Here is a 23024-nt window from a genome sequence, read left to right on the forward strand (position 1 = left end):
GTGTCGTATTGGCTAAAACCGATCAAGCTCGATCCAATCGATCCTATACAGCTTGCGATTCCACTAGTTTTTTTGGCTCAGTCAGTAAGGATTTTAAGACCCCTAACGTCATGATAATGATAATAAAACTTAAGGGTAGAGCAGCCGCTATATTAGCCGTTTGCAGGGCGCTTAGCCCTCCCGCCACCAGCAAGGCAGCAGCCACAAAACCAATAACAATACCCCAAAAAATACGGAATGCTTTGGGTGGCTCTTCATTACCTAAAGACAGAATAGTCGTTAATACCAATGTACCGGAATCTGATGACGTTACGAACCAGCTCATTAACAAGAAGACCATCATAGCTGAGACAAGCCAACCCACCGATCCATCACCGAAAATACCATCGGAGCTAGCAAATAAAGCCGCAGGCAAGTTCCACGCATTTACCAGATCAATAATCCCAGCGGTACCAACACCGTTATCGGCAGCCAACTCTTGATAGAGCGCTGTGCCACCAAAGATACCTAACCAGACAAAGATAATAATGGTCGGCACTAACAACACACCGATCACAAACTCTCTCATGGTACGGCCACGTGAAATACGCGCAATAAACAAACCAACAAAAGGAGCCCAAGCTAGCCACCAGCCCCAATAAAAGACAGTCCAGCCATTTTGCCACTTCGCTGGGCCTTCTTCTTCAGGAAACCAAAGCCCCATAGGCACAAAGTTAACTAAATAATCACCCAAAGAATCCATAAAGATGCCGACTAACCAACTCGTTGGTCCTCCGAATAAGAAGAATGCGACCACCACAAGGGAGATAATAATGTTCCATTGGGAAATAATGCGAATACCTTTACCCACGCCTGATAAAGCAGAGAGGATCGAGATAATGGAAATGATAACAATTAAAACCAACTGTGTGGTCAAGCCAGAATCAACGCCAATCAGTCGCTCTAAACCAACCGACATTTGACTGACGCCTAAGCCCAAAGATGTCGCGACACCAAAGACACAGCCTAACACGCCGAATATATCCACCGCATGACCTATGGGCCCATAAATACGATCGCCAATAAAGGGATACAAAGAAGAACGTAATGCGAGCGGTAGTTTTTTACGGTAGGCAAAGTAGGCTAACGACATTCCAACAATCACATAGACGGCCCAACCATGGAACCCCCAGTGAAAGAATGTCACTCTTAATGCATCGACAGCACGTTCATAACCCATTTCCCCAGCACCGGCTAGGTCGGCATAAGGGTTATTGGGATAACCAAAAGCGCCGCTGTTATCGAGGTAAAAAATAGGTTCAGCGACACCAAAAAACAAGATACCGATGCCGATACCCGCTGAAAATAACATTGAAAACCAAGCAAAATTACTAAAATCTGGACGACTGTCGTCGTCTCCTAAGCGAACACTACCGAAACGACTAAAGACCACAAACGCACACATGGCAATCAAGAAGACGATGGTTACCATGTAATACCAACCAAAAGTCACTTCAATCCATGTTCGAATCGTGCCAAAAAGCGATCCCGCTAGCTCCGTATTCGTTCCAGTAAACAGTACAAATAGCAGGACTAGCAGGGTAGACGAAATTGTCATACCTTTATGCATACCTTTAAAAAGGCCATGTTTTGCTAATGTATCCGATTTAAACACCCCTGATTCAGATGATTCAAAACCGGATTTAAGATTAGACGACATAAGCGTATTCTCCGTTTTTATAGTGAGGCTTTTTGTGATTTATTTTCTGTTTATAACAACGTACCTTTGTCGAGAGCATCCTTGCTTGTAAAACATCCCATAACGGAAAAGTCCGCTAACTTAACGCTTAATACCTTTTTCTTCTCGGTATTCGTTGAGTGTCTGCATAATGCGAATTAAACAATCATCTCGTTCTTGAATAAGCTCATTAATCGAGGCGCCGTTTGCCTGCGTTAAACAACCTTCAACCATGTCATCTTTAAGTTTTTGTGTTAATTTCGGCGCTTTCAGACGGGTCCAAGGCTCTTCTAAGGACTCTTCAAAATGATCCAATAAATGTGCCATCCCCCCCTGTCCACCACCGAGATGATACGTCAAACAATGACCCATGATTGCCCAACGTAAGCCAGGTCCATAAGCGATCGCCTTATCGATGTCTTCCACAGAACATTCGTTATTCGCCACCATATGTAGCGCTTCTCGCCACAACGCTTCCTGTAGGCGGTTACCAATGAAGCCCGGCAGCTCTTTATCCATTTTAGCGACTTGTTTTTCGGTGAATTCATAAAATTCAGCCGTCCAATCCACGACGTCCTGACTGGTTCGTTCGCCACCACAGACTTCACAAAAAGGCACTAGGTAAGGCGGGTTAAACGGGTGTCCAACCACAAAACGTTCTGGTTGAAGTTCAAGATTCACCGCCATATCCGTCATAGCAAAACCCGAGGTGCTCGAAATAATAACCACCTCCGGTGGCGCAATTCGATCAAGCTCGGCGAATAATTGCCGTTTCGCATCCAGTTTTTCTGGCGTACTTTCTTGAATCACTTGGACGCTGTTGGCCAGCTCTTCTAGTGAATCAACAAAGCGTAAATTCTGTTTACTGGCACCTTCTCGAAGGCCTAATTTGGTGATGGTAGGCCAGATGTGGTCAACCATCGCTAATAGCTTTTCTTCGGAATTTGGGCCTGGATCATAAGCAACAACTTCCATGCCCATGCGTAAGTAATGCAGTGCCCACGCACCACCGATCACTCCCGTACCAATGACACCTACTTTTGTTACTTCGTTTGGATTAGGACGAGCCATCATTCATCTCCTACACTTTAAATATTATTGAATGCCACTTAGGCCAAGTTTTTCACGAGCTTCGGTCGGATTAAGAATACGAGCACCCATGTTTTCAATAATATTGACTGAACGTTCAACCAACTGACCGTTGGTCGCAAGCACGCCTTTTCCTAAATACAGATTATCTTCTAACCCAACGCGCACATGGCCACCTAATAACGCCGATTGTGCAACCCAAGGCAATTGGTTGCGGCCTAATGCAAAGGCGGTCCAATTTGTATTCGCCGGTAGCATATCAACCATCCCTTTTAGCAAAGCAAAGTTGGGTGGTGTTCCCCAAGGGATGCCTTGGCACAACTGGAACATAGCATTGTCGTCCAATAGGCCTTCTTTCATCATTTGTAGGGCGAACCAAAGGTTGCCGGTATCAAAAATTTCTAGCTCAACGGTGACCCCTAATTCTTGAATACGAGCGGCACCAATGCGTAGCATCTCAGGCGTCGACACATAGACTAGATTGCTATCACCAAAATTTAATGAACCACAATCTAAGGTACAAATTTCAGGTTTCAACTGTTCGATATGTACCAAACGTTCATGAGCACCGACTAAATCAGTATCCTGAGTAAAAGCCGTCGGGTTTTCATCTGGGCCGATATAGAGATCACCACCCATGCCTGCGGTTAAGTTAATAACGATGTCGCAGCTAGAGGCTCTTAATCGCTCACAAACTTCGGCGTACAGCTCAACACGTCTAGAGCCTTGAGTCGTCTCAGGATCTCGTACATGGATGTGAGCAATAGCCGCTCCGGCATTCCAAGCTTCAATAGCAGAATTGGCTATTTGCTCAGGCGTCACAGGGACATGTTTATTACGTTCTGCGGTATCCGCTGCACCATTTATAGCGCAAGTGATAATGACGTCTTGATTCATCATTCAAAGCTCTTTTATAAGTTCAATACACACTAAAGCGACGCTACTGTGATCGCTCTAACCATCAACAGTTATAAAAGTTACAGATTAAATGAGTTCAATTTTGTCTAAAGACGATGACTCTTAGCTTAAAAAAACAACATTGACCAAGTAACAGGCTAAATAACACCTACAGATAAAGCCCGAAGATCTCGCGGGTGAATAGGTGAATGAACAAACCGTTAGCGTTCATCGCTGGGTTTTTTACAAAAGGTCTGTTGATAGCTACGGGTAAAATGGGACAACGAAATGAAGCCACATGCCATCGCAATCGAGGTCACACTGCTTCGGGTTTGTTGTAGCATCCAACGGGCTTTTTCTAGCCTTAGGTTGCGATAGAAAGACTTTGGCGTCTGCTGTAAATGACTCTTAAATAGACGCTCTAACTCCCGGCCCGAAATGCCGAGATGGTCGGCAAGCTCCGTTATTAACAGAGGCTCTTCAATATTTTGCTCCATTAGCTGCACGGCATCTATTAGATGAGGATTGCGAGTGTCTAATCGTAATTGCATCGAACGGCGCTGCGGCTCCGTATGGGCTCTTTCATGGGTATAGACCAACGCATCCGCGACCTGTGAGGCTAACGCTTTACCATACTGGGTCGATACCAAATAAAGCATCATATCTAATCCAGACAGCGCCCCAGGGCAAGAAAAGCGTTTTCGATCTATGACGAGTAACTCTTGAACAAAAGTTACTTTTGGAAAAGTCTGCGATGCACTTTCATGGTTCTCCCAATGTATGGTGGTTCGGTAACCATCTAATACGCCCGCAGCCGCGGCAATATAAGCCCCCGTATCCTGGCAGCCAATGTCCGCACCAAAGTTATTCTGCTGTCGAATAAAACCGAGTAAAGCCGCCGTTTTCGATAACCAAGGATCGCGCCCCGAGCAAATAATCAACGTTTCACATTTATCGACGTCCTTAATGCTCACATTGGTCATAATATCTATATTGTCACTGCTACGAATTAAGCCTCCGGATTCAGACACGAGAAACCATTCGTACAGATCATCATCACTAGTCCCGTTCGCATGCCGTAAAGGACCTAACATGGAGGTTAGGCCAAACAATGAAAAACCCGGAAGCAATAAAAAATGAATTTTTTGTGGCCCAGCCTTTAATCGATCACCAAACACCTAGCCCCCTCGTATTTACAGACTGCGCTTAATTTCAGTCTATAAAAATCAATTAGTATGCGATTTTAGTCAATTCTATTTAACATTACATTTTATGATTGGCCACTGAACTCCCACTTCTTACTGTTTAGGAATCATAATGTCGCAACTAATAAATTTATTTGAAAGTGATGTACTCACGGATTGGATAGACTATAACGGTCATATGAACGATGCCTACTATGTCGTCGCTTTTAGTCAAGCTATTGACGCTTTTATGGTTCACATTGGCCTAGATGAACCTTTTCGAGCAGAGCATCAGGTTTCTATCTACACCCTACAAAGCATGGTGCAGTATTTAAAGGAAGTGAGTGAAGGTGAACCTCTTATCATCAAAGGCCAATTGCTCGAGAGTGACAACAAAAAACTGCGTCTCTATATGACCATGTTCCATGGCCAAACCCATGACGAACTAGCCACAATGGAAACCTTACTGCTTCACATGAATATGGAACTTCATCGAGCGGCACCGTTTCTACCTGTCACCCAGGCCATTGTCGATAACATTCAAGCATCTCATAATGAACTGGAAACACCCGTCACAGCGGGCAAAGGAATTAGCTTAAAACGTAAGTGAGACCTCGGTATTAAAAGCGCTCACAACACAAATGAGCGCTTTACTTGCTACACCACTAAACAGTATCAGCTCTGAAACCCATACAATATTTCGCCTAATATAGGCGAACCCTTTTTTCCTACTCGTCTAATGCAGCCGCTCAAGCTCAAATGATCCCGATATCACTAACCATAAGCCGTCTATGACTAGGGAATAACCTCTAGACTCAGCTGTCCATATCGCTAATGCATGCTGGTGGCTAATCCCGCCCACCCCTGATGGAAACGGAGCAAACTCACACAAAGTAATCCAAAACGTTAACACTAATGCCAAGCAAACCGGTTGAACCCGATGCTTAGCATTTTTACGTTGGCTCTTTATCGATAAGAAATACGCTACCCTGACATGTGATTTCGGAGTAAAGTCTTATATAGCACATTGCTAATATGAGTAACCTATTGAGAAAAACCGATCGATAGGCTAGATCACTAAGTACGTTTAGTTAGTAAGGACTCACCATGACTACCAGTATCTGCTGTCCCAACTGTTCAGCCACCAATAATGTTCCCACCGCCCGACTCAGTGATGGTCCCAAATGCGGTAAGTGTAAACAACCGCTGTTTCAAGGATCTACCACCGCTCTAACCGCCGCTAATTATCAGAGCATGATTAACCGCAATGATATCCCTGTTTTAGTGGATTGCTGGGCGAGCTGGTGTGGACCCTGTCAGCAATTTGGACCTATCTTTGAACAGGCCGCAGGGCAGTTTGAACCCAAAATCCGATTAGTAAAACTCGATACCGAAGCAGAGCAGACCATCGGTGCTCAATTACAGATTCGCTCGATCCCAACGTTAATCCTATTTCGTCAAGGCAAAGAGGTCGCTAGAGTCAGTGGCGCACTTCCGTTAGGACAGCTAAAGCAGTGGTTAATACAAAATGGGGTCGATCTTTGATCGCCCCTGAATAAAATTCACTTATCCACCTAAAACCTGACAAAAATAGATTTGCCAGGAACATCGCTAGTTACCCACAGCTTATATTCAGCTTCATCCCATCAGCCTTCCAAGCACCTTCCCCTAAAGTTACGAACAGTTCTCAAAAACAGAACGTTAATATTTTATCTATATTTATCATATAGTTAGATAATAAACTTTATTAACACCTTATAATTACTCACAGCAAACTGTGGATAGCCTATGGATTAAGGGTCTATAAAGTGTGTAGATCCGGTGTTTAGCTGATAACAATAATCACGGTGCTTCAGCTACTGAAACAATCAAGCCTTATCGCCGGTACCTGGATTGCATCACTAAACACAGAGTAAGTTATTGTTAATCAATATATTTATCCTAAAAAAACCCTTGGAAGTATCTGTTATCAGTCTTAAGTAGCTTTGTTAGTTATCCTCAGCCTAAAGATCCTTACCAAAGACTTTGACAGTGGATCAGATGAACTCAGCAAGGGTTCATTTTTATCCACCAAACCCTGTGCGTAAACTGTATAACTATCGTGGAGTAACCGGTTGATGAAGCTGTGCATAATATGGCCTGTGCATAAACAGCCTAGTTACGCACAGCTCTGTGACACCCTATCCATCGGTTAATCGCAGTTATACAACAGCCTTTTATTCGTTGTAACTATCTGAAAACAATATTCTTTATAGGCTTATCAACTGAAAAGTGGCTGCTTAATAGTAATCATAAAAATAAAGAACATATCTTAAGAACATATTTAATTAATATATATAAAAACATAAAAAGAGAAGTTGATTAAAAGGTGTTCAAAGTTTAACCATTTCTATATTGACCCCTTAGGTTTATACTTAGCGCCTTTTTCTGAGCCACTGCCTACAGGCATAAAAATTCAGGCTCTCTTTAATTAGATAATGAGGTTAAGCAGTGGATTATCCTGACCACTTTGATGTGATTGTAATTGGTGGTGGCCATGCTGGAACGGAAGCAGCACTGGCTGCTGCTCGTACAGGCGTTAAAACACTTTTGTTAACCCATAACATTGAAACGTTGGGTCAGATGTCTTGTAACCCTGCTATCGGTGGTATTGGTAAAAGTCATCTGGTGAAGGAGATCGATGCGTTAGGCGGAGCAATGGCTATTGCCACCGATAAAGGTGGTATTCAATTTCGTACGCTTAATTCTCGAAAAGGTCCGGCTGTTCGAGCAACCCGTGCTCAAGCGGATCGTATTTTATATAAAGCGGCCATCCGTGAAATTCTAGAGAACCAGCCAAACCTACAGCTGTTTCAGCAAGCCGCTGATGATCTGATTATTGAAGGTGATGACGTCAAAGGGGTGGTTACCCAAGCGGGATTACGTTTCTTTGCTAATAATATTGTGCTGACGGTTGGTACCTTTCTCGGAGGTAAGATCCATATTGGGTTAGACAACTATTCAGGCGGTCGAGCTGGAGATCCCCCATCGATTGCATTGGCTGACCGTTTACGTGAATTACCGCTACGGGTTGACCGTTTAAAAACCGGCACCCCTCCACGTATTGATGCTCGCAGTGTTGATTTCAGTTTGTTACAGGAACAGCCTGGCGATACACCCACACCGGTTATGTCGTTTATGGGATCGGTCGCGGATCATCCCCGTCAGATCAGTTGTTATATTACTCATACCAATGAGCGCACCCATGATATTCTGCGCTCGGGTCTTGATCGCTCACCGATGTACACCGGTGTGATCGATGGTGTTGGCCCACGTTACTGTCCATCAGTTGAAGACAAGATTGTTCGCTTTGCGGATAAAACCAGTCATCAGGTATTTGTTGAACCTGAAGGGCTGACAACCCATGAGCTGTATCCCAACGGTATTTCGACCAGTTTGCCATTTGATATTCAGCTGGCGGCGGTGCGGTCGATCAAAGGGTTTGAACATGCTTTTATCACCCGACCAGGCTATGCCATTGAATATGATTTCTTCAATCCGCAGGATCTAAAGCACACCTTAGAGACCAAAGTGATCAATGGTCTCTATTTTGCCGGTCAGATCAACGGTACGACCGGTTATGAAGAAGCTGGGGCTCAGGGGTTACTGGCGGGTGTTAATGCCTCCCTGCGTGCTCAGGAGAAGGATCAGTGGTATCCACGACGTGATGAAGCCTATCTCGGTGTGCTAGTCGATGACCTTATTACCATGGGCACGTCAGAACCTTACCGTATGTTTACCAGTCGAGCGGAATACCGTTTGATTTTACGAGAAGACAATGCGGATCTACGTTTGACCGAAAAAGGTCGTGAGTTGGGCTTGGTCAACGATGAACGCTGGCAGCGTTTCTGCGATAAGCGTGAAGCCGTTGAGCTGGAAAACCAACGTCTGAAAGAAACTTGGATACAGCCGGGCACACCGGAAGCCGACGTGTTGAATGCAAAATTACAACAACCGATTAACCGTGAATATAATCTCAAAGACTTGGTTAAGCGCCCAGAATTGAATTACGCCGCGGTAGCGGGTTTGAAAGGCGTACCGGTAACCGATCCACAGGTGGCTGAACAGGTTGAGATTCAGATCAAATATGCGGGTTACATCGACCGTCAAAAAGAAGATATCGAAAAAGTGCGGCGTCAGGAAGATACGCTGTTACCGCTCGACTTTGATTATGCCTCGGTTGGTGGTTTGTCCAATGAACTGACGTCTAAGCTCGAACAGGTCAGACCCGAAAGTATTGCTCAAGCGGCACGGATTCAGGGCATGACACCCGCGGCCATTTCGTTGTTATTGATTCACTTGAAGAAGAAACAGATGACCCAGAAGAAGGCGTTGAATTGATGCCGCAGTACCGTGATTTACTCGAACAACAGTGCCAACAAATTGATCTACAGCTCAGCGATGAGCAGTACATCCAATTGCTGAAGTATCATGCATTACTGGTTAAATGGAATAAAACCTTTAACCTCACGGCAGTGCGCTCGCCTGAAGAGATGATCAGCCGGCACCTGATCGATAGCTTGAGTGTGTTGCCCTATATCGATGTTGAACGTTTAATTGATGTGGGCAGTGGTCCAGGACTGCCGGGAATACCGCTGGCGATCTGCCGTCCTGATCTGCCGATTACACTGCTGGACAGTAATATTAAAAAAAGCCGCTTTCAGTTTCAGGCGAAAGCGGAGCTTGGGTTGGATAATGTTGATGTAATCCATGAACGGGTTGAGAAATACACACCTGACGTACTCTTTGATGGGGTGATATCAAGGGCATTTGCATCATTACAAGATATGCTTCACTGGACAACGCACCTGTGTGCCAACGACGGTATTTTTCTTGCAATGAAAGGCATGTATCCTGTTGAAGAGATTGAGTTATTACCCGAGTCTATTAATCTGCGTCAAAGTGTCCGTCTGAATGTGCCAGGCACTGAAGGCGAGCGGCATCTGCTGATGTTAGGGAGAACTTGAACGTGACCAAAATATTAACCATCACCAACCAAAAAGGTGGCGTAGGCAAAACAACGACCTGCGTTAACCTAGCGGCGTCTCTCGCTGCCACCAAGAAACGGGTGCTGATGATTGATATGGACCCACAGGGCAATGCGACCATGGGGAGTGGGGTCGATAAGCATCATCTGAAAAACTCAGTCTATGAGGTGCTTATTGGTGAAGCGACCATGGAAGAGTCTATTATCACCGATGCACCCGCTGGATATGATCTGGTTGGGGCTAATGGTGATTTAACCGCCGCCGAAGTCGAGCTATTACAGTTGCCGCGCCGTGAATTCAGAATGAAAATGGCGCTGGAGAAAGTAAAGGCTAACTATGACTTCATTCTGATTGATAACCCGCCTTCACTTAATTTATTGACGGTCAATGCGCTGGCCGCCTCTAGCGGTGTGATTATTCCGATGCAGTGTGAGTACTATGCATTGGAGGGGATCAGTTCACTCGTTGGTACCATCAATAAAATTAACAAACGCTTGAATCCCTCATTGAAAATTGAAGGTATTCTACGCACCATGTTCGACCCTCGAATGAGTCTGACGAAAGATGTTTCAGATCATTTGGTTGAATACTTTGGTGATCAGGTTTACCGCACGGTTATTCCTCGGAATGTTCGTTTGGCGGAAGCGCCTAGTCATGGGCTACCGGCGTTGATGTATGATAAAAACTCGCGAGGCTCGGTGGCCTACCTAGCACTAGCGGGAGAGTTGATTCGTAAATCGAAGCAACATGATAAAAAACAGGCAGATAAACAGGAACAGGAAGACTGATTGATGGCGGCTAAAAAGCGTGGTTTAGGACGAGGACTGGATGCACTGTTATCAACCAGTACTAAATATGCAGAGGAAGCTGTAACAGAGATTCAACAAGACGGTAAAGATGGCTACTGTCTGATGTCGGTCGATCAGATTCAGCGAGGAAAATATCAGCCCCGTCGCGATCTTGAGCCGCAAGCATTAGAAGAGTTGGCCAACTCCATCAGAGCTCAAGGTGTAATGCAGCCGATTGTGGTGCGTCCGATTGCGGATAATCTGTATGAGATTATTGCTGGCGAACGTCGCTGGCGCGCGAGCCAGATGGCTGGCTTAGAGACGATTCCTGCGATTATTCGTGATGTACCCGATGAAGCAGCGATTGCGATGGCGCTAATTGAAAACATCCAGCGTGAAAATCTTAACCCGATGGAAGAAGCGATCGCACTCGATCGACTGAAAATAGAATTTGAGCTGACGCAGCAAGAAGTGGCTGATGCAGTCGGCAAATCCCGCTCAGCGGTGACCAATCTGCTGCGCTTGATGCATCTCTCTGATGAAGTAAAGAAAATGCTTGAGCATGGCGATCTCGAAATGGGGCATGCGCGCGCATTACTTACATTAGATACAAATGCTCAGTTAAAAGCCGCCCAAGGTGTCGCTGGCCGTGGACTCTCTGTCCGTCAAACCGAAGAATTGGTACGAAAGTTACGCGAATCAGAAGGGCAAGCGACACCGCCGCCGGCAGCAAAGAAAAAAGATCCTCAGCTTGAACAGTTAGCAACGGAGCTATCGCAGCGTTTTGCGGCGAAAGTTGCGATCAATCAGAATCCTAAAGGTAAGGGCAAGATTACTATAAATTACGAATCTGCCGATGCTTTAACGGCCATTTTGGCCCACTTAAGGTAATAAAGTATCAAGTAGTATCGATCCGCTTAATACATTAGTGCAAAACCCTTATTGACTGGTTGAGTCTGAAGCCTTAACCCCATATAATCGGCTCGCTGATTAGGATGATCTATGCAAAATTCGGCATTTAAAGAGCTAAGTATTCGAACGTATCTGTGAAACAAGTAAAAAAAAGAGTACCTGGAGCCAAGTTTACTCAGTGGACACGGGCGAAGGTAAAGAGAATTTTTCAGATACAGATGGCGGTAACATTAGCCATCGCTTTAGCGGCACTGCTACATAGTGTTGTTGCGGCATACTCGGCTTTAATCGGTGGCATTTTATATTTGTTGCCGAATGCTTTTTTTGCGTGGCGAGTCTTGGGTCGCCAGACGAATACCCCTAGAGGGGTGCTGGCGGATATGTATATTGGTGAAATATGGAAAATGGTGATATCGATTTTCTGCTTTGCAGCGGTCTTTATCTTGGTTCAACCAGTGAGCCCATTTCCCTTATTTCTTACTTTTATTTTGTTACAGGTGCTTAACTGGTATCTGCAAATGAAAGTAGACGACCAATTCCTAAAACTTTGAAACGAGAGAACTGAGAATGGCGAGTAGCGGTGACACATTAACATCCTCAGAGTATATATCCCACCACTTGACGAATCTGACTTTCGGCTACCATGAGGGTACCGATAGCTGGCGTTTTGTTGATACCTCACACGGTATCATGCCAGAGGATTTTGGCTTCTGGGCAATACACGTGGATACAATGCTCTGGTCTATTGGACTGGGTTTGTTTTTTATCTGGTTATTTAAGAAAGTTGCAAACGCTGCAACCTCTGGCGTACCGGGTAGCGTACAAAACTTTGTCGAATCGATAGTCGAATTCGTTGATGACAATGTAAACAGTATTTTTCATTATAAAAATGCGTTGATAGCGCCGCTGGCGTTAACCATCTTTATCTGGGTATTCCTGATGAACTTGATGGATTTGGTACCGGTCGATTGGGTACCTTTCATAGCGCAAGAAATGGGCGTTGGTTACATGAAAATGGTGCCAACGACCGATCCAAACGCAACGCTGGGTATGGCTTTCAGTGTATTCTTCCTGATCGTTTACTACAGTATTAAGCAGAAGGGTGTTGGTGGATTTTTAGCTGAGTTGTCTTTCATGCCTCTGGGTAAATGGTTCTTACCATTTAACCTGTTCCTTGAGGTTGTCGGCTTGTTAGCAAAACCGATCTCTCTGGCACTGCGTTTGTTCGGTAACATGTATGCGGGTGAAATGATCTTTATCCTGATTGCAATGTTGCCGTTCTGGGCACAATGGATGTTGTCTGTGCCTTGGGCTCTCTTTCATATTTTAGTTATCACTCTGCAGGCCTTTATATTCATGGTATTGACGATTGTCTACCTGGCTATGGCTCACGATGATCACTAAGTAGTGTGCGGGTTTAACTTTTTACTTTAACTTTAACTTTGAAACTTTAATGGAGAAAAACTGATGGAAATGGCTAATGCTGTAGTATTTCTAGCTGCTGCGATACTGATGGGGCTTGCTGCAATTGGTGCCGCTGTAGGTATCGGTAACTTGGGTGGTAAATTCCTAGAGGGCGCTGCCCGTCAACCTGAGTTAGTGCCTTTGCTGCGTTCTAACTTCTTCATCGTAATGGGTCTGGTTGATGCGGTTCCTATGATCGGTGTTGGTCTTGGTATGTACCTGATGTTCGCTGTTGCGTAATTCTCGGATAGAAACTATCTACATCGAGTTATAACGTAATAATGAACAGCGAGGGGTAATGGCGTGAATATTAACTTAACCATCATCGGTCAGGCCATCTCATTCGCAATCTTTGTAATGATCTGCATGAAGTACATATGGCCACCAATTACTGGTGCCTTAGCAGAGCGTAAAAAGAAGATTGCTGATGGTCTAGACGCTGCTGACCGCGCTCAACGTGATTTGGAACTAGCTCAAGAAAAAGCTGTTGCCGATATGCGTAAGAGCAAGGAAGAAGCCGCCGCCGTCATTGAACAGGCTAATAAGCGAGCTAACCAGATCGTTGATGAAGCTAAAGAGAAAGCTCGTGAAGAGGCAGCTCGCCTTGTCACAGCTGCTAAAGCTGAAATCGATCAGGAAGCTAACCGTGCCAGAGAAACTCTACGTGCCGATGTTGCTGCTCTTGTAGTAGCCGGTGCTGAGAAAATTCTTGAAGCGTCTGTTGACGCTAATGCGCACGCACAGCTTGTTGAAAAACTAGCTGCTGAGCTTTAAGCGAGGTTTACGATGGCTGAACTCAATACAGTTGCTCGGCCTTATACCAAAGCCGCTTTTGAGCACGCTGTGGCTAAGGGAAGTCTTGACCAGTGGTCTGAAATGCTGGCAACTGCTACGGCAGTCGCTAAGCATGAGACTATGAAACTGGTACTGGATAACCCTAGCTTTACACGTGAGCAAAAAGCTGAGGCAATGATCTCTGTCTGCGAAGAGCAGATGGATCAGTCAACAAAGAACTTTATCCATTTGTTGGCAGAAAATCAGCGTTTGGCTTTGTTACCAGAGATCTCTGAACAGTTTGAACAGTTGAAAGCAAATCAACAACACAGTGTTGAAGTGAATCTGACAACTGCCTTTGATCTGGGCGAGCAGCAGCAACAAAAATTAACTCAGGCACTGAGCTCCAAGCTTGGCCGCGAAGTGAGTCTGACTACCGAAGTGGACAAATCCATTATTGGTGGTGTGATCGTTCGAACCGATGATATGGTTATCGACGGCTCTATTCGTGCTCGACTGGCTAAGCTAGCCGAAGCAATGAACTCCTGAGTGTGAGGATTAAACATGCAGCAACTGAATCCATCTGAGATCAGCGAGATTCTTAAGAGCCGCATCGAGAAACTTGATGTCTCTTCTGAAGCACGTAATGAAGGTACTATTGTCAGCGTTTCTGACGGTATTATCTTGATTCACGGCCTAGCTGACGTAATGTACGGGGAAATGATTGAATTCCCTGGCGGTATCTACGGTATGGCGCTCAACCTTGAGCGTGATTCTGTCGGTGCTGTTGTACTGGGTGACTATCAGGGTCTGGTAGAAGGTATGACCGCGCGTTGTACTGGCCGAATCTTGGAAGTACCTGTTGGTCCGGAATTGCAGGGTCGCGTTGTAGACGCCCTGGGTATTCCTATCGACGGCAAAGGCCCAATTGAAACTAAATTGACTGACGCTGTAGAAAAGGTTGCACCGGGTGTAATCGAGCGTCAATCAGTTGATCAGCCTGTACAAACAGGTCTGAAATCCATTGATGCCATGGTGCCAATTGGCCGTGGTCAGCGTGAGCTGATCATCGGTGACCGTCAGATTGGTAAATCTGCGATCGCAATTGACGCTATCATCAACCAGAAAGGCACCGGTGTTAAATGTGTCTACGTAGCAATCGGGCAGAAACAGTCCACTATTGCCAACGTAGTACGTAAGCTGGAAGAGCACGGCGCAATGGAACATACCATTGTTGTTGCTGCGGGTGCTTCTGATCCTGCAGCGATGCAGTTTCTAGCGCCTTATGCTGGTTGTACCATGGGTGAATATTACCGTGACCGCGGTGAAGACGCTCTGATCGTATACGATGATTTGACTAAACAAGCTTGGGCTTACCGTCAAATCTCCCTGTTGTTGCGCCGCCCACCGGGTCGTGAAGCATATCCAGGTGATGTATTCTATCTTCACTCCCGTCTGCTGGAACGTGCTGCACGCGTTAACCCAACCTATGTTGAGAAATTTACAGAGGGTGAAGTTAAGGGCAAAACAGGCTCTTTGACTGCTCTACCTGTTATCGAAACACAGGGTGGTGACGTATCTGCATTCGTACCAACCAACGTTATCTCCATCACCGATGGTCAGATTTTCTTAGAAGCGGATCTGTTTAACTCAGGTATCCGTCCAGCTATTAACGCTGGTTTGTCTGTATCCCGTGTAGGTGGTGCTGCTCAGACTAAGATCATCAAGAAATTGGGTGGTGGTGTTCGTTTGGCTCTGGCTCAGTATCGTGAACTGGCGGCATTCGCTCAGTTTGCCTCTGATCTGGATGATGCGACTCGTGCTCAACTTGAGCATGGTCAGCGCGTCACCGAGCTGATGAAGCAGATGCAGTACTCACCAATGTCAGTTGCTGACATGGGTTTGAGTCTGTTCGCTGCAAACGAAGGCTTCCTGAACGATATCGACCTGAGCAAGATCCTTGATTTTGAAGCGTCTTTGATCGCTTATTTCAACAGCGAGTATGCTGATGTAATGGCTAAGATCAATGAAAGTGGCGCTTTCAACGATGAGATCTCGTCTCAATTTAAGGCTGGTATCGAAAAGTTCAAATCTACCCAAACTTGGTAATTGCTCATTAGAGTGGGGGTCTGTATGAACGATTGTGCAGGCCTGAACTAAGTAAAGGTTTAATAGGTGGAACTATGGCAGCCGGAAAAGAGATAAAGACACAGATAAGCAGTATTCAGGGTACACGTAAGATTACCAGCGCTATGGAAATGGTGGCTGCATCTAAAATGCGTAAAGCTCAGGATCGCATGCAGGAAAGTCGTCCTTACGCTCGGAATATCCGTAGCGTAATTCAGCACCTGGCGAAATCCAACCCTGAATATAAGCATCTGTATCTGCAACAGCGCGAAGTAAAGCGAGTCGGTTTCATTGTATTAGCGACTGACCGTGGTCTCTGCGGTGGCTTGAACATTAATGGGTTCAAAGCAGCAATTGCCAAGATGAAAGAGTTCAAAGACCAGAACATCGAAATCGATATCTGTGCTTTGGGATCTAAGTCTGTAAGCTTCTTCAAAACCTATGGCGGTAATGTAACCGCAGCAAAAGCTGGCTTGGGTGATAAACCTGAATTAGTTGAGCTGATTGGTACCGTCAAAGTGATGCTGGATGCTTACGATGAAGGCAAGCTGGATATGCTGTTTATCGTGTCTAACGAATTCGTTAATACGATGACGCAGCATCCACAAGTAGAGCAGATTCTTCCGCTGAAAGCAGAAGACGATGATGACCGTCTTAACCATCACTGGGATTACATCTACGAGCCCGATGCAAAAGAGCTGTTGAACGGCTTACTGGTTCGTTATATTGAGTCCCTCGTCTATCAGGCGGTGGTTGAGAACAATGCCTGTGAACAGGCAGCACGAATGCTGGCGATGAAGAATGCAACTGACAACGCCGGTGACCTCATCGATGAGCTGCAAATGGTTTATAACAAGGCTCGTCAAGCTGCGATTACTCAGGAAATCTCTGAAATCGTAAGTGGTGCTGCTGCTGTATAAGGCAGTTAACAGGTTTAAATGTTAAGAGGATCCGAACATGAGTAGCGGACGTATTGTTCAGATTATCGGCGCAGTCGTCGACGTGGAATTCCCACGAGACAATGTACCGAAGATCTATGATGCACTAGTAGTTGAGGCAAAAGGCCTCACACTTGAAGTTCAGCAGCAGCTGGGTGATGGTGTTGTACGTGCAATCGCTATGGGTCAGACGGAAGGCGTTAGCCGTGGTCTGGACGTAGTTAATACTGGTGCGCCAATTTCTGTACCTGTCGGTACAGCAACACTGGGTCGTATCATGGATGTATTGGGTAACCCAATCGATGAGTGTGGACCTATTGGTGAAGAAGAGCGTATGCCTATTCACCGTAAGGCACCTTCTTATGCTGACCAAGCAGCTTCTAACGAACTGCTAGAAACCGGCATCAAGGTAATCGATTTGGTATGCCCATTCGCGAAGGGTGGTAAAGTTGGTCTGTTCGGTGGTGCCGGTGTAGGTAAAACCGTTAACATGATGGAACTGATCCGTAACATCGCGATCGAGCACTCTGGCTTCTCCGTATTTGCGGGTGTAGGTGAGCGTACTCGTGAAGGTAACGACTTCTACTATGAGATGAAAGAATCCAATGTATTGGATAAAGTATCTCTGGTATACGGTCAGATGAATGAGCCTCCAGGTAACCGTCTGCGTGTAGCGCTGACAGGCCTGACCATGGCTGAGAAATTCCGTGACGAAGGTCGTGACGTACTGTTGTTTGTTGACAACATCTACCGTTACACACTGGCAGGGACAGAAGTATCTGCACTGCTAGGTCGTATGCCTTCTGCGGTAGGTTATCAGCCAACACTGGCGGAAGAGATGGGTGTTCTTCAGGAACGTATCACCTCGACTAAGACGGGTTCTATCACGTCTATCCAAGCGGTATACGTACCTGCGGATGATTTGACCGATCCATCACCAGCAACAACTTTCTCGCACCTTGATGCAACAGTTGTACTGTCTCGTCAAATTGCCGAGCTGGGTATCTATCCTGCGGTTGATCCACTGGATTCTACTTCACGTCAGTTGGACCCACTGGTTATTGGCCAAGAGCATTATGATACTGCTCGTAAGGTACAGGGTGTATTGCAGCGCTATAAAGAGCTGAAAGACATCATTGCTATCCTAGGTATGGATGAGTTGTCTGAAGAAGACAAACAGGTTGTAACGCGCGCACGTAAGATTCAGCGCTTCCTGTCTCAGCCATTCTTCGTAGCTGAAGTATTTACTGGTTCTCCAGGTAAGTACGTTTCTCTGAAAGACACTATCACCGCATTCAAGGGTATCCTTGCAGGCGATTACGATAGCCTACCAGAGCAAGCGTTCTATATGGTTGGCGGTATTGACGAAGTGGTTGAAAAAGCTAAGAGCATGTAAGTGCGCTTAGTTAATCTTTTAAAAGGATAACAACATGGCTATGACTGTTCATTGTGACATCGTAAGTGCTGAAGAAGAGATCTTCTCTGGTCTTATCGAGTTCGTTTCAGTGACAGGTAGCCTGGGTGATCTGGGTGTTTACCCAGGTCACGCTCCGCTTCTGTCGGAACTGAAACCAGGTCCTGTAGAGCTAAGGAAACAGGGTGGTGAGCAGGAGATTTTCTACGTTTCTGGTGGATTCATCGAAGTTCAGCCACACAAAGTCTCTGTCCTAGCGGACGTTGCACTGCGTGCGGGTGACATCAATGAAGCTGCTGCAGAAGAAGCGAAGAAGCATGCTGAACATGTGATGGCTGACAAGAGTACCGAACTGGATTATTCCCGTGCGACTGCTCAATTGGCCGAAGCTGCAGCTCAACTGCGTACTATTCAGCAGATTCGTAAGAAATTGGGTAAATAATCCAGTCTTACTAAACTGCTACTCGAATAAAAAAGCGACCTTAGGGTCGCTTTTTTTTTGCCAAAACTTTAAAGCAGTGACTCGATTGTTACAAAAAGTTGACTTGCTCGTTGTTATAAACCGCGTGTAAACGAGTGAATAAGCACCGACTTCGGTCTATCCCTTAAAGCAGTCCCCATAGCGTATCAAAGATAATCTTCTGAGCGGTGGCCACCTCTTTTGATTCAATCACCACAGCAGTGGGGTAGTTAGCTGAGGCTAGGGAGATAATCGCACACTTGGGCGGATAAACAGCGATATAAGCCGCATCGACTTTACCTTCCGTTTTAATCCACTTTCGTTCACTCAATTCGGCATCTTCGCCGCCTTCGCCAATGGCGATCACTTTTACCTCGATACCTTTCAGAATCCGTTGTGAGGTAAAGTTGGGGAAAGGTCGGTACAGGTGATTACGAATGGGTTTTGACGAAAACACTGAATAGCGTTTGGGCTGCTGAGTTTCAACGGTATTGAGAATATCCCGGAGTACCTGCTCGATGCCACTATCGCCTTCATAATAACTGACATTGGCGGTATTAAAGTCGGGCATGAGATGGTGCAATTCTGGTACGACTTTGGTTTTTAACTGATCAATGGCTGAATTCAGAGAATGACGACGCTCCTCCGCTAATTGTAATAGCACCTCGGGCTCTCGAGCGCTGAATAAGCGGCGTTTACCTTTGGGGAGATAGGTGACAATACCTTTTTGTTGCATCTCTTTTAGGCAGTCGTAGGAGGTGCCTCGATTGATGCCCGCTTTTTCGGCAATTGTTCGGATGGCACTCGGCCCAAGCGAGAGCAATGCTCGGTAAAGAGTGATCTCACGCTTGCTCAGGCCGAGTAGTTCAAACAGTTCGTCATTCATAATTGTCAATTTTTCTCTGACATTTGATATTGCATATACAACCAATTAGATTAAAGTTCTGTTAAATCACCGTTTGTGTCAACAGCTGACAGCATCATATTGGATCGCGGCTGTAATTAACTAGGGAAGTCACCGCTTTGAATACCCTTGATATCGTTATTCTGGCTGCAGGTCAGGGTAGCCGAATGAAATCATCTTTACCAAAAGTACTACATAGCATCGGTGGAAAATCGATGTTACAGCGTGTGATCGACAATAGTCGGTCATTGGATAATGCCAATATTCATGTTGTCGTTGGACATGGCGCAGAGCATGTTAAGACCGCTTTGTCAGGCCAAAATGTACAGTTCGCCTTACAGGCAGAACAGCTAGGCACCGGTCATGCGGTCGCTCAAGCAATGCCCAATATTGCTGATGATGGGGTAGTGCTGGTGCTTTACGGTGATGTGCCACTTACTCAAACTGAAACCATGGCTGAGTTGGTTAAGATCGCTGAACGTGGTCAGTTTGGTTTATTGACGGTTAATCTCGATGATCCGACCGGCTATGGGCGTATCATGCGCAGTGATGCCGGTGATGTGGTTGCCATTGTTGAGCATAAAGATGCCAGCGAAGCGCAACGAGCTATCTGTGAAGTGAATACGGGTATTTTGGCGTTACCGGCACAACTATTGAGTGACTGGATACCTCAGTTGTCTTCTAACAATGCTCAAGGAGAATACTACCTAACCGATATTATTGCGATGGCTGCTGAACAGGGTGTTCGTATTCAGGCGATTCAACCAGCAACCGAGCAAGAGGTTCAGGGGGTTAATAATCGTTTACAACAAGCTGAACTTGAGCGTTGGTATCAGCGGCGTCAGGCGGAAGCTTTAATGCTGGAAGGGGTTTCTCTGGCTGATCCGGCGCGGCTTGATGTGCGCGGTGAGGTGAGTGTTGGCCACGATGTCGCTATCGATATCAATGTTATTCTCGAAGGCAAAGTGACTATTGGCGATAATGTCACGATTGAAGCCAACTGTATTATTAAAGATTCCATTATTGGCTCTGGTAGTCATATCAAAGCGAACTCAATATTAGAACAAGCGGTGGTTGCTGATCACTGTGATATAGGTCCTTTTGCTCGGTTACGGCCCGGAAGTCAGTTGGCGAGCCACGCTAAAATCGGTAATTTTGTCGAAACTAAAAAAGCCTTTATTGGTGAAGGCAGCAAAGTGAGCCATCTGAGTTATATCGGTGATGCGCAGATTGGTGCTGAAGTGAATGTTGGTGCGGGCACGATTACCTGTAACTACGATGGGGTGAACAAATCGATTACCGAGATTGGCGACGGTGCTTTTATCGGATCGAATAGTGCGTTAGTGGCGCCGGTTAAAATTGGCGCAGGTGCCACGGTGGGCGCTGGATCAACGATCACTAAAACGGTCGAGGCTGAGCAACTGGCACTGACCCGGGCGAAACAGACAAACCTGAATAACTGGCAGCGTCCAGTTAAAAAATCTTAAGGGAGCGGAATCATGTGTGGAATAGTAGGCGCTATCGCCGGCCGGAATATTTCAGCGATTCTGCTGGAGGGCCTTAAACGACTGGAATATCGGGGCTATGACTCTGCTGGAATGGCGGTTTTAAACAGTGAAACTGGTCAACTTAATTGTCTCAAACGGGTGGGTAAGGTCGCTCAGTTAGAGGCTGCGTTAAGCGGGTCGCCCTTGCCGGGTCATCTGGGAATCGCTCATACCCGTTGGGCAACCCACGGTAAAGCGGAGCAACGAAATGCCCATCCGCACCTGTCTGACAACCGTATCGCGGTGGTTCATAACGGTATCATCGAGAACTACACGGCACTGAAAGAAGAACTGAGTGCTGATGGCTATGAGTTTCTATCGGATACCGATACCGAGGTGGTCACCCATCTGATTCACCGGGAAGTCATCGCCGGAAAAGAGTTGAAAGAGGCGTTGCAGATAACCTTAACCCGGTTAGATGGCGCCTATGCATTAGCGGTGATCGATCAGCAGCAACCGGATCTCTTATTGGCGACCCGTATGGGCAGTCCGCTGGTGATTGGCGTAGGGGTTGAGGAGAGTTTTATTGCCTCTGATCCACTGGCACTACTACAGGTGACCGATCGTTTTATCTATCTGGAAGAGGGTGACCTCGCTGTTATCAGTCGTTGCGAGGTTAATATTGAGAATGCCGCTGGTGAAATCGTTGAGCGGGATATACAGCGATTTGAACACGGCCACGATGCCGCCGATAAAGGTGAATATCGTCACTATATGCTCAAAGAGATCTATGAGCAGCCTCAGGTAATCCGCAATGCACTGGAAGGTCGGATTCACCAAGGGCATGTGTTGGAGCAGGTGTTTGGTAGCGATGCCTCTGCACTGTTTGATCAAGTAAAAGCGGTACAGATTGTCGCCTGTGGTACGAGTTATAACGCTGGGGTAGTCGCCCGTTACTGGATCGAAAAACTGGTGGGTATTCCCTGCATGGTCGAAGTGGCCAGCGAATTCCGTTATCGCAAAACAGTCTGTATGCCCGGCACACTCTTTATTACCCTGTCTCAATCGGGTGAAACGGCTGATACGTTATCCGCTCTTAGGGAAGCTAAAGAGCAGGACTATGTTGCCTTTTTGTCAATCTGTAATGTGGCTGGCAGCTCATTGGTGCGGGAGTCCGATTTGGCGATTATGACCAATGCGGGTCCTGAGATCGGTGTGGCCTCAACCAAAGCGTTCACCAGTCAACTAGTGGTATTGATGCTGACGACCTTAGTCTTGGGGCGTCGCTATGGTTTGGAGGGCGAAGCAGACTTTGTAGCCCAGTTAGAGCAGCTTGCCGGATTAACAGAGCAGGTATTAACACTGGATTCACAGATTCAGAAAATGGCCGAACACTTTGTCGATAAACACCATGCGCTATTTTTAGGGCGCGGTACTATTTATCCGGTGGCGGTCGAAGGCGCTCTCAAGCTTAAAGAGATCTCCTATATCCATGCAGAAGCCTATCCCGCCGGTGAGCTGAAACACGGCCCTCTGGCATTAGTTGACGAAGATATGCCGGTCGTCGCGATTGCTCCGAATAACTCTCTGCTAGAAAAACTACAGGCAAACCTTGAAGAGGTGCGCGCGCGGGGTGGCAAATTGTTCCTATTTGCTGATTCCAAAGCTCAAGTTAAACCTGGCGCTGATCTTGAGTTGATCACTTTGCCGGATGTACCGACGGTGATGGCGCCGATCATCTACTCGATCCCGCTTCAGTTGCTGGCCTACTATGTCGCCGTACTTAAAGGCACCGATATTGATCAGCCACGCAATCTAGCAAAATCAGTGACGGTCGAATAG

Annotated in this window: 22 protein-coding genes; 17 read left to right on the forward strand and 5 right to left on the reverse strand. The window is 46.2% G+C overall.

Translation table 11 applies throughout. The annotated features are described in order from the left end of the window. Nucleotides 1–43 precede the first annotated feature (43 nt). The 4 genes from KO512_RS19685 to KO512_RS19700 all read right to left on the reverse strand — a co-directional run bounded on the left by KO512_RS19685 (nt 44) and on the right by KO512_RS19700 (nt 4881). A complete protein-coding gene (locus tag KO512_RS19685; RefSeq protein WP_215954026.1) occupies nt 44–1699 on the reverse strand; it encodes a BCCT family transporter in 1656 nt (551 codons plus the stop codon). A 120-nt stretch (nt 1700–1819) separates the two neighbouring features. Then, on the reverse strand, nt 1820–2791 hold the full coding sequence (locus KO512_RS19690; RefSeq protein WP_215954027.1) for a 3-hydroxyacyl-CoA dehydrogenase NAD-binding domain-containing protein: 972 nt from the start codon (nt 2789–2791) through the stop codon (nt 1820–1822). 21 nt (nt 2792–2812) lie between these two features. Then, complete coding sequence (locus KO512_RS19695; RefSeq protein WP_215954100.1) at nt 2813–3703, reverse strand: 3-keto-5-aminohexanoate cleavage protein; 891 nt, start codon at nt 3701–3703, stop codon at nt 2813–2815. Nucleotides 3704–3924: 221 nt separating this feature from the next. Further along, nucleotides 3925–4881 (reverse strand): GlxA family transcriptional regulator, encoded by a 957-nt coding sequence (locus tag KO512_RS19700; RefSeq protein WP_303491828.1) that lies wholly within the window; start codon nt 4879–4881, stop codon nt 3925–3927. Between the two features lie 139 nt (nt 4882–5020). Between KO512_RS19700 and KO512_RS19705 the strand changes: the two genes are divergently transcribed. From KO512_RS19705 to KO512_RS19775, 15 genes are all read left to right on the forward strand, one after another. After that, the gene (locus KO512_RS19705; protein ID WP_215954028.1) at nt 5021–5497 is read left to right on the forward strand and encodes a thioesterase family protein; all 477 of its coding nucleotides are present in this window, start codon (nt 5021–5023) and stop codon (nt 5495–5497) included. A 497-nt stretch (nt 5498–5994) separates the two neighbouring features. Further along, on the forward strand, nt 5995–6432 hold the full coding sequence (trxC, locus tag KO512_RS19710) for a thioredoxin TrxC (RefSeq protein WP_215954029.1): 438 nt from the start codon (nt 5995–5997) through the stop codon (nt 6430–6432). 945 nt (nt 6433–7377) lie between these two features. After that, nucleotides 7378–9267 carry a tRNA uridine-5-carboxymethylaminomethyl(34) synthesis enzyme MnmG gene (gene mnmG, locus KO512_RS19715; RefSeq protein WP_215954030.1) on the forward strand — a complete coding sequence of 630 codons (1890 nt, stop codon included), beginning with the start codon at nt 7378–7380 and terminating at the stop codon, nt 9265–9267. Further along, on the forward strand, nt 9267–9893 hold the full coding sequence (gene rsmG / locus KO512_RS19720) for a 16S rRNA (guanine(527)-N(7))-methyltransferase RsmG (RefSeq protein WP_215954031.1): 627 nt from the start codon (nt 9267–9269) through the stop codon (nt 9891–9893). The genes mnmG and rsmG overlap by 1 nt, the downstream gene beginning before the upstream one ends. 2 nt (nt 9894–9895) lie before the next feature. Next, entirely contained in the window at nt 9896–10702 is an 807-nt protein-coding gene (locus KO512_RS19725; protein WP_215954032.1) for a ParA family protein, read from the forward strand. A gap of 3 nt (nt 10703–10705) precedes the next feature. Next, nucleotides 10706–11593 (forward strand): ParB/RepB/Spo0J family partition protein, encoded by an 888-nt coding sequence (locus KO512_RS19730; protein ID WP_215954033.1) that lies wholly within the window; start codon nt 10706–10708, stop codon nt 11591–11593. 155 nt (nt 11594–11748) lie between these two features. Then, complete coding sequence (locus KO512_RS19735) at nt 11749–12165, forward strand: ATP synthase subunit I (RefSeq protein WP_215954034.1); 417 nt, start codon at nt 11749–11751, stop codon at nt 12163–12165. 16 nt (nt 12166–12181) lie between these two features. Continuing rightward, on the forward strand, nt 12182–13018 hold the full coding sequence (gene atpB, locus KO512_RS19740) for a F0F1 ATP synthase subunit A (RefSeq protein ID WP_215954035.1): 837 nt from the start codon (nt 12182–12184) through the stop codon (nt 13016–13018). Nucleotides 13019–13081: 63 nt separating this feature from the next. After that, nucleotides 13082–13318 (forward strand): F0F1 ATP synthase subunit C, encoded by a 237-nt coding sequence (atpE, locus tag KO512_RS19745; protein WP_215954036.1) that lies wholly within the window; start codon nt 13082–13084, stop codon nt 13316–13318. Nucleotides 13319–13381: 63 nt separating this feature from the next. Then, nucleotides 13382–13852: a F0F1 ATP synthase subunit B gene (locus KO512_RS19750; RefSeq protein WP_215954037.1), complete on the forward strand. Its 471-nt coding sequence runs from the start codon at nt 13382–13384 to the stop codon at nt 13850–13852. A 12-nt stretch (nt 13853–13864) separates the two neighbouring features. Next, entirely contained in the window at nt 13865–14401 is a 537-nt protein-coding gene (locus tag KO512_RS19755) for a F0F1 ATP synthase subunit delta (protein WP_215954038.1), read from the forward strand. A gap of 15 nt (nt 14402–14416) precedes the next feature. Further along, entirely contained in the window at nt 14417–15961 is a 1545-nt protein-coding gene (gene atpA, locus KO512_RS19760) for a F0F1 ATP synthase subunit alpha (RefSeq protein WP_215954039.1), read from the forward strand. Between the two features lie 74 nt (nt 15962–16035). Beyond that, complete coding sequence (atpG, locus tag KO512_RS19765; protein WP_215954040.1) at nt 16036–16899, forward strand: F0F1 ATP synthase subunit gamma; 864 nt, start codon at nt 16036–16038, stop codon at nt 16897–16899. Between the two features lie 37 nt (nt 16900–16936). After that, a complete protein-coding gene (atpD, locus tag KO512_RS19770) occupies nt 16937–18313 on the forward strand; it encodes a F0F1 ATP synthase subunit beta (protein WP_215954041.1) in 1377 nt (458 codons plus the stop codon). Between the two features lie 34 nt (nt 18314–18347). Continuing rightward, a complete protein-coding gene (locus KO512_RS19775) occupies nt 18348–18773 on the forward strand; it encodes a F0F1 ATP synthase subunit epsilon (protein ID WP_215954042.1) in 426 nt (141 codons plus the stop codon). Nucleotides 18774–18936: 163 nt separating this feature from the next. Here KO512_RS19775 and KO512_RS19780 read toward each other — a convergent pair whose 3' ends face one another. Continuing rightward, nucleotides 18937–19677 (reverse strand): TrmB family transcriptional regulator, encoded by a 741-nt coding sequence (locus tag KO512_RS19780; protein ID WP_215954043.1) that lies wholly within the window; start codon nt 19675–19677, stop codon nt 18937–18939. A 137-nt stretch (nt 19678–19814) separates the two neighbouring features. Here KO512_RS19780 and glmU point away from each other — a divergent pair, with 137 nt between their 5' ends. Both glmU and glmS read left to right on the forward strand, forming a co-directional pair. Further along, nucleotides 19815–21182: a bifunctional UDP-N-acetylglucosamine diphosphorylase/glucosamine-1-phosphate N-acetyltransferase GlmU gene (gene glmU, locus KO512_RS19785; protein ID WP_215954044.1), complete on the forward strand. Its 1368-nt coding sequence runs from the start codon at nt 19815–19817 to the stop codon at nt 21180–21182. Between the two features lie 12 nt (nt 21183–21194). Then, a complete protein-coding gene (gene glmS / locus KO512_RS19790; RefSeq protein WP_215954045.1) occupies nt 21195–23024 on the forward strand; it encodes a glutamine--fructose-6-phosphate transaminase (isomerizing) in 1830 nt (609 codons plus the stop codon).

Source organism: Amphritea atlantica (genome assembly GCF_018860855.1).
Classification (GTDB): Bacteria; Pseudomonadota; Gammaproteobacteria; order Pseudomonadales; family Balneatricaceae; genus Amphritea; species Amphritea atlantica_A.

Coding starts and splice junctions, on each gene's coding strand:
- atpE (WP_215954036.1), top strand. CDS start 13,082: ATGGAAATGGCTAATGCTGTAGTATTTCTAGCTGCTGCGATACTGATG.
- KO512_RS19780 (WP_215954043.1), bottom strand. CDS start 19,677: ATGAATGACGAACTGTTTGAACTACTCGGCCTGAGCAAGCGTGAGATC.
- rsmG (WP_215954031.1), top strand. CDS start 9,267: ATGCCGCAGTACCGTGATTTACTCGAACAACAGTGCCAACAAATTGAT.
- glmS (WP_215954045.1), top strand. CDS start 21,195: ATGTGTGGAATAGTAGGCGCTATCGCCGGCCGGAATATTTCAGCGATT.
- KO512_RS19775 (WP_215954042.1), top strand. CDS start 18,348: ATGGCTATGACTGTTCATTGTGACATCGTAAGTGCTGAAGAAGAGATC.
- trxC (WP_215954029.1), top strand. CDS start 5,995: ATGACTACCAGTATCTGCTGTCCCAACTGTTCAGCCACCAATAATGTT.
- KO512_RS19690 (WP_215954027.1), bottom strand. CDS start 2,791: ATGATGGCTCGTCCTAATCCAAACGAAGTAACAAAAGTAGGTGTCATT.
- KO512_RS19695 (WP_215954100.1), bottom strand. CDS start 3,703: ATGAATCAAGACGTCATTATCACTTGCGCTATAAATGGTGCAGCGGAT.
- atpD (WP_215954041.1), top strand. CDS start 16,937: ATGAGTAGCGGACGTATTGTTCAGATTATCGGCGCAGTCGTCGACGTG.
- KO512_RS19755 (WP_215954038.1), top strand. CDS start 13,865: ATGGCTGAACTCAATACAGTTGCTCGGCCTTATACCAAAGCCGCTTTT.
- atpA (WP_215954039.1), top strand. CDS start 14,417: ATGCAGCAACTGAATCCATCTGAGATCAGCGAGATTCTTAAGAGCCGC.
- KO512_RS19730 (WP_215954033.1), top strand. CDS start 10,706: ATGGCGGCTAAAAAGCGTGGTTTAGGACGAGGACTGGATGCACTGTTA.
- KO512_RS19685 (WP_215954026.1), bottom strand. CDS start 1,699: ATGTCGTCTAATCTTAAATCCGGTTTTGAATCATCTGAATCAGGGGTG.
- atpG (WP_215954040.1), top strand. CDS start 16,036: ATGGCAGCCGGAAAAGAGATAAAGACACAGATAAGCAGTATTCAGGGT.
- KO512_RS19705 (WP_215954028.1), top strand. CDS start 5,021: ATGTCGCAACTAATAAATTTATTTGAAAGTGATGTACTCACGGATTGG.
- atpB (WP_215954035.1), top strand. CDS start 12,182: ATGGCGAGTAGCGGTGACACATTAACATCCTCAGAGTATATATCCCAC.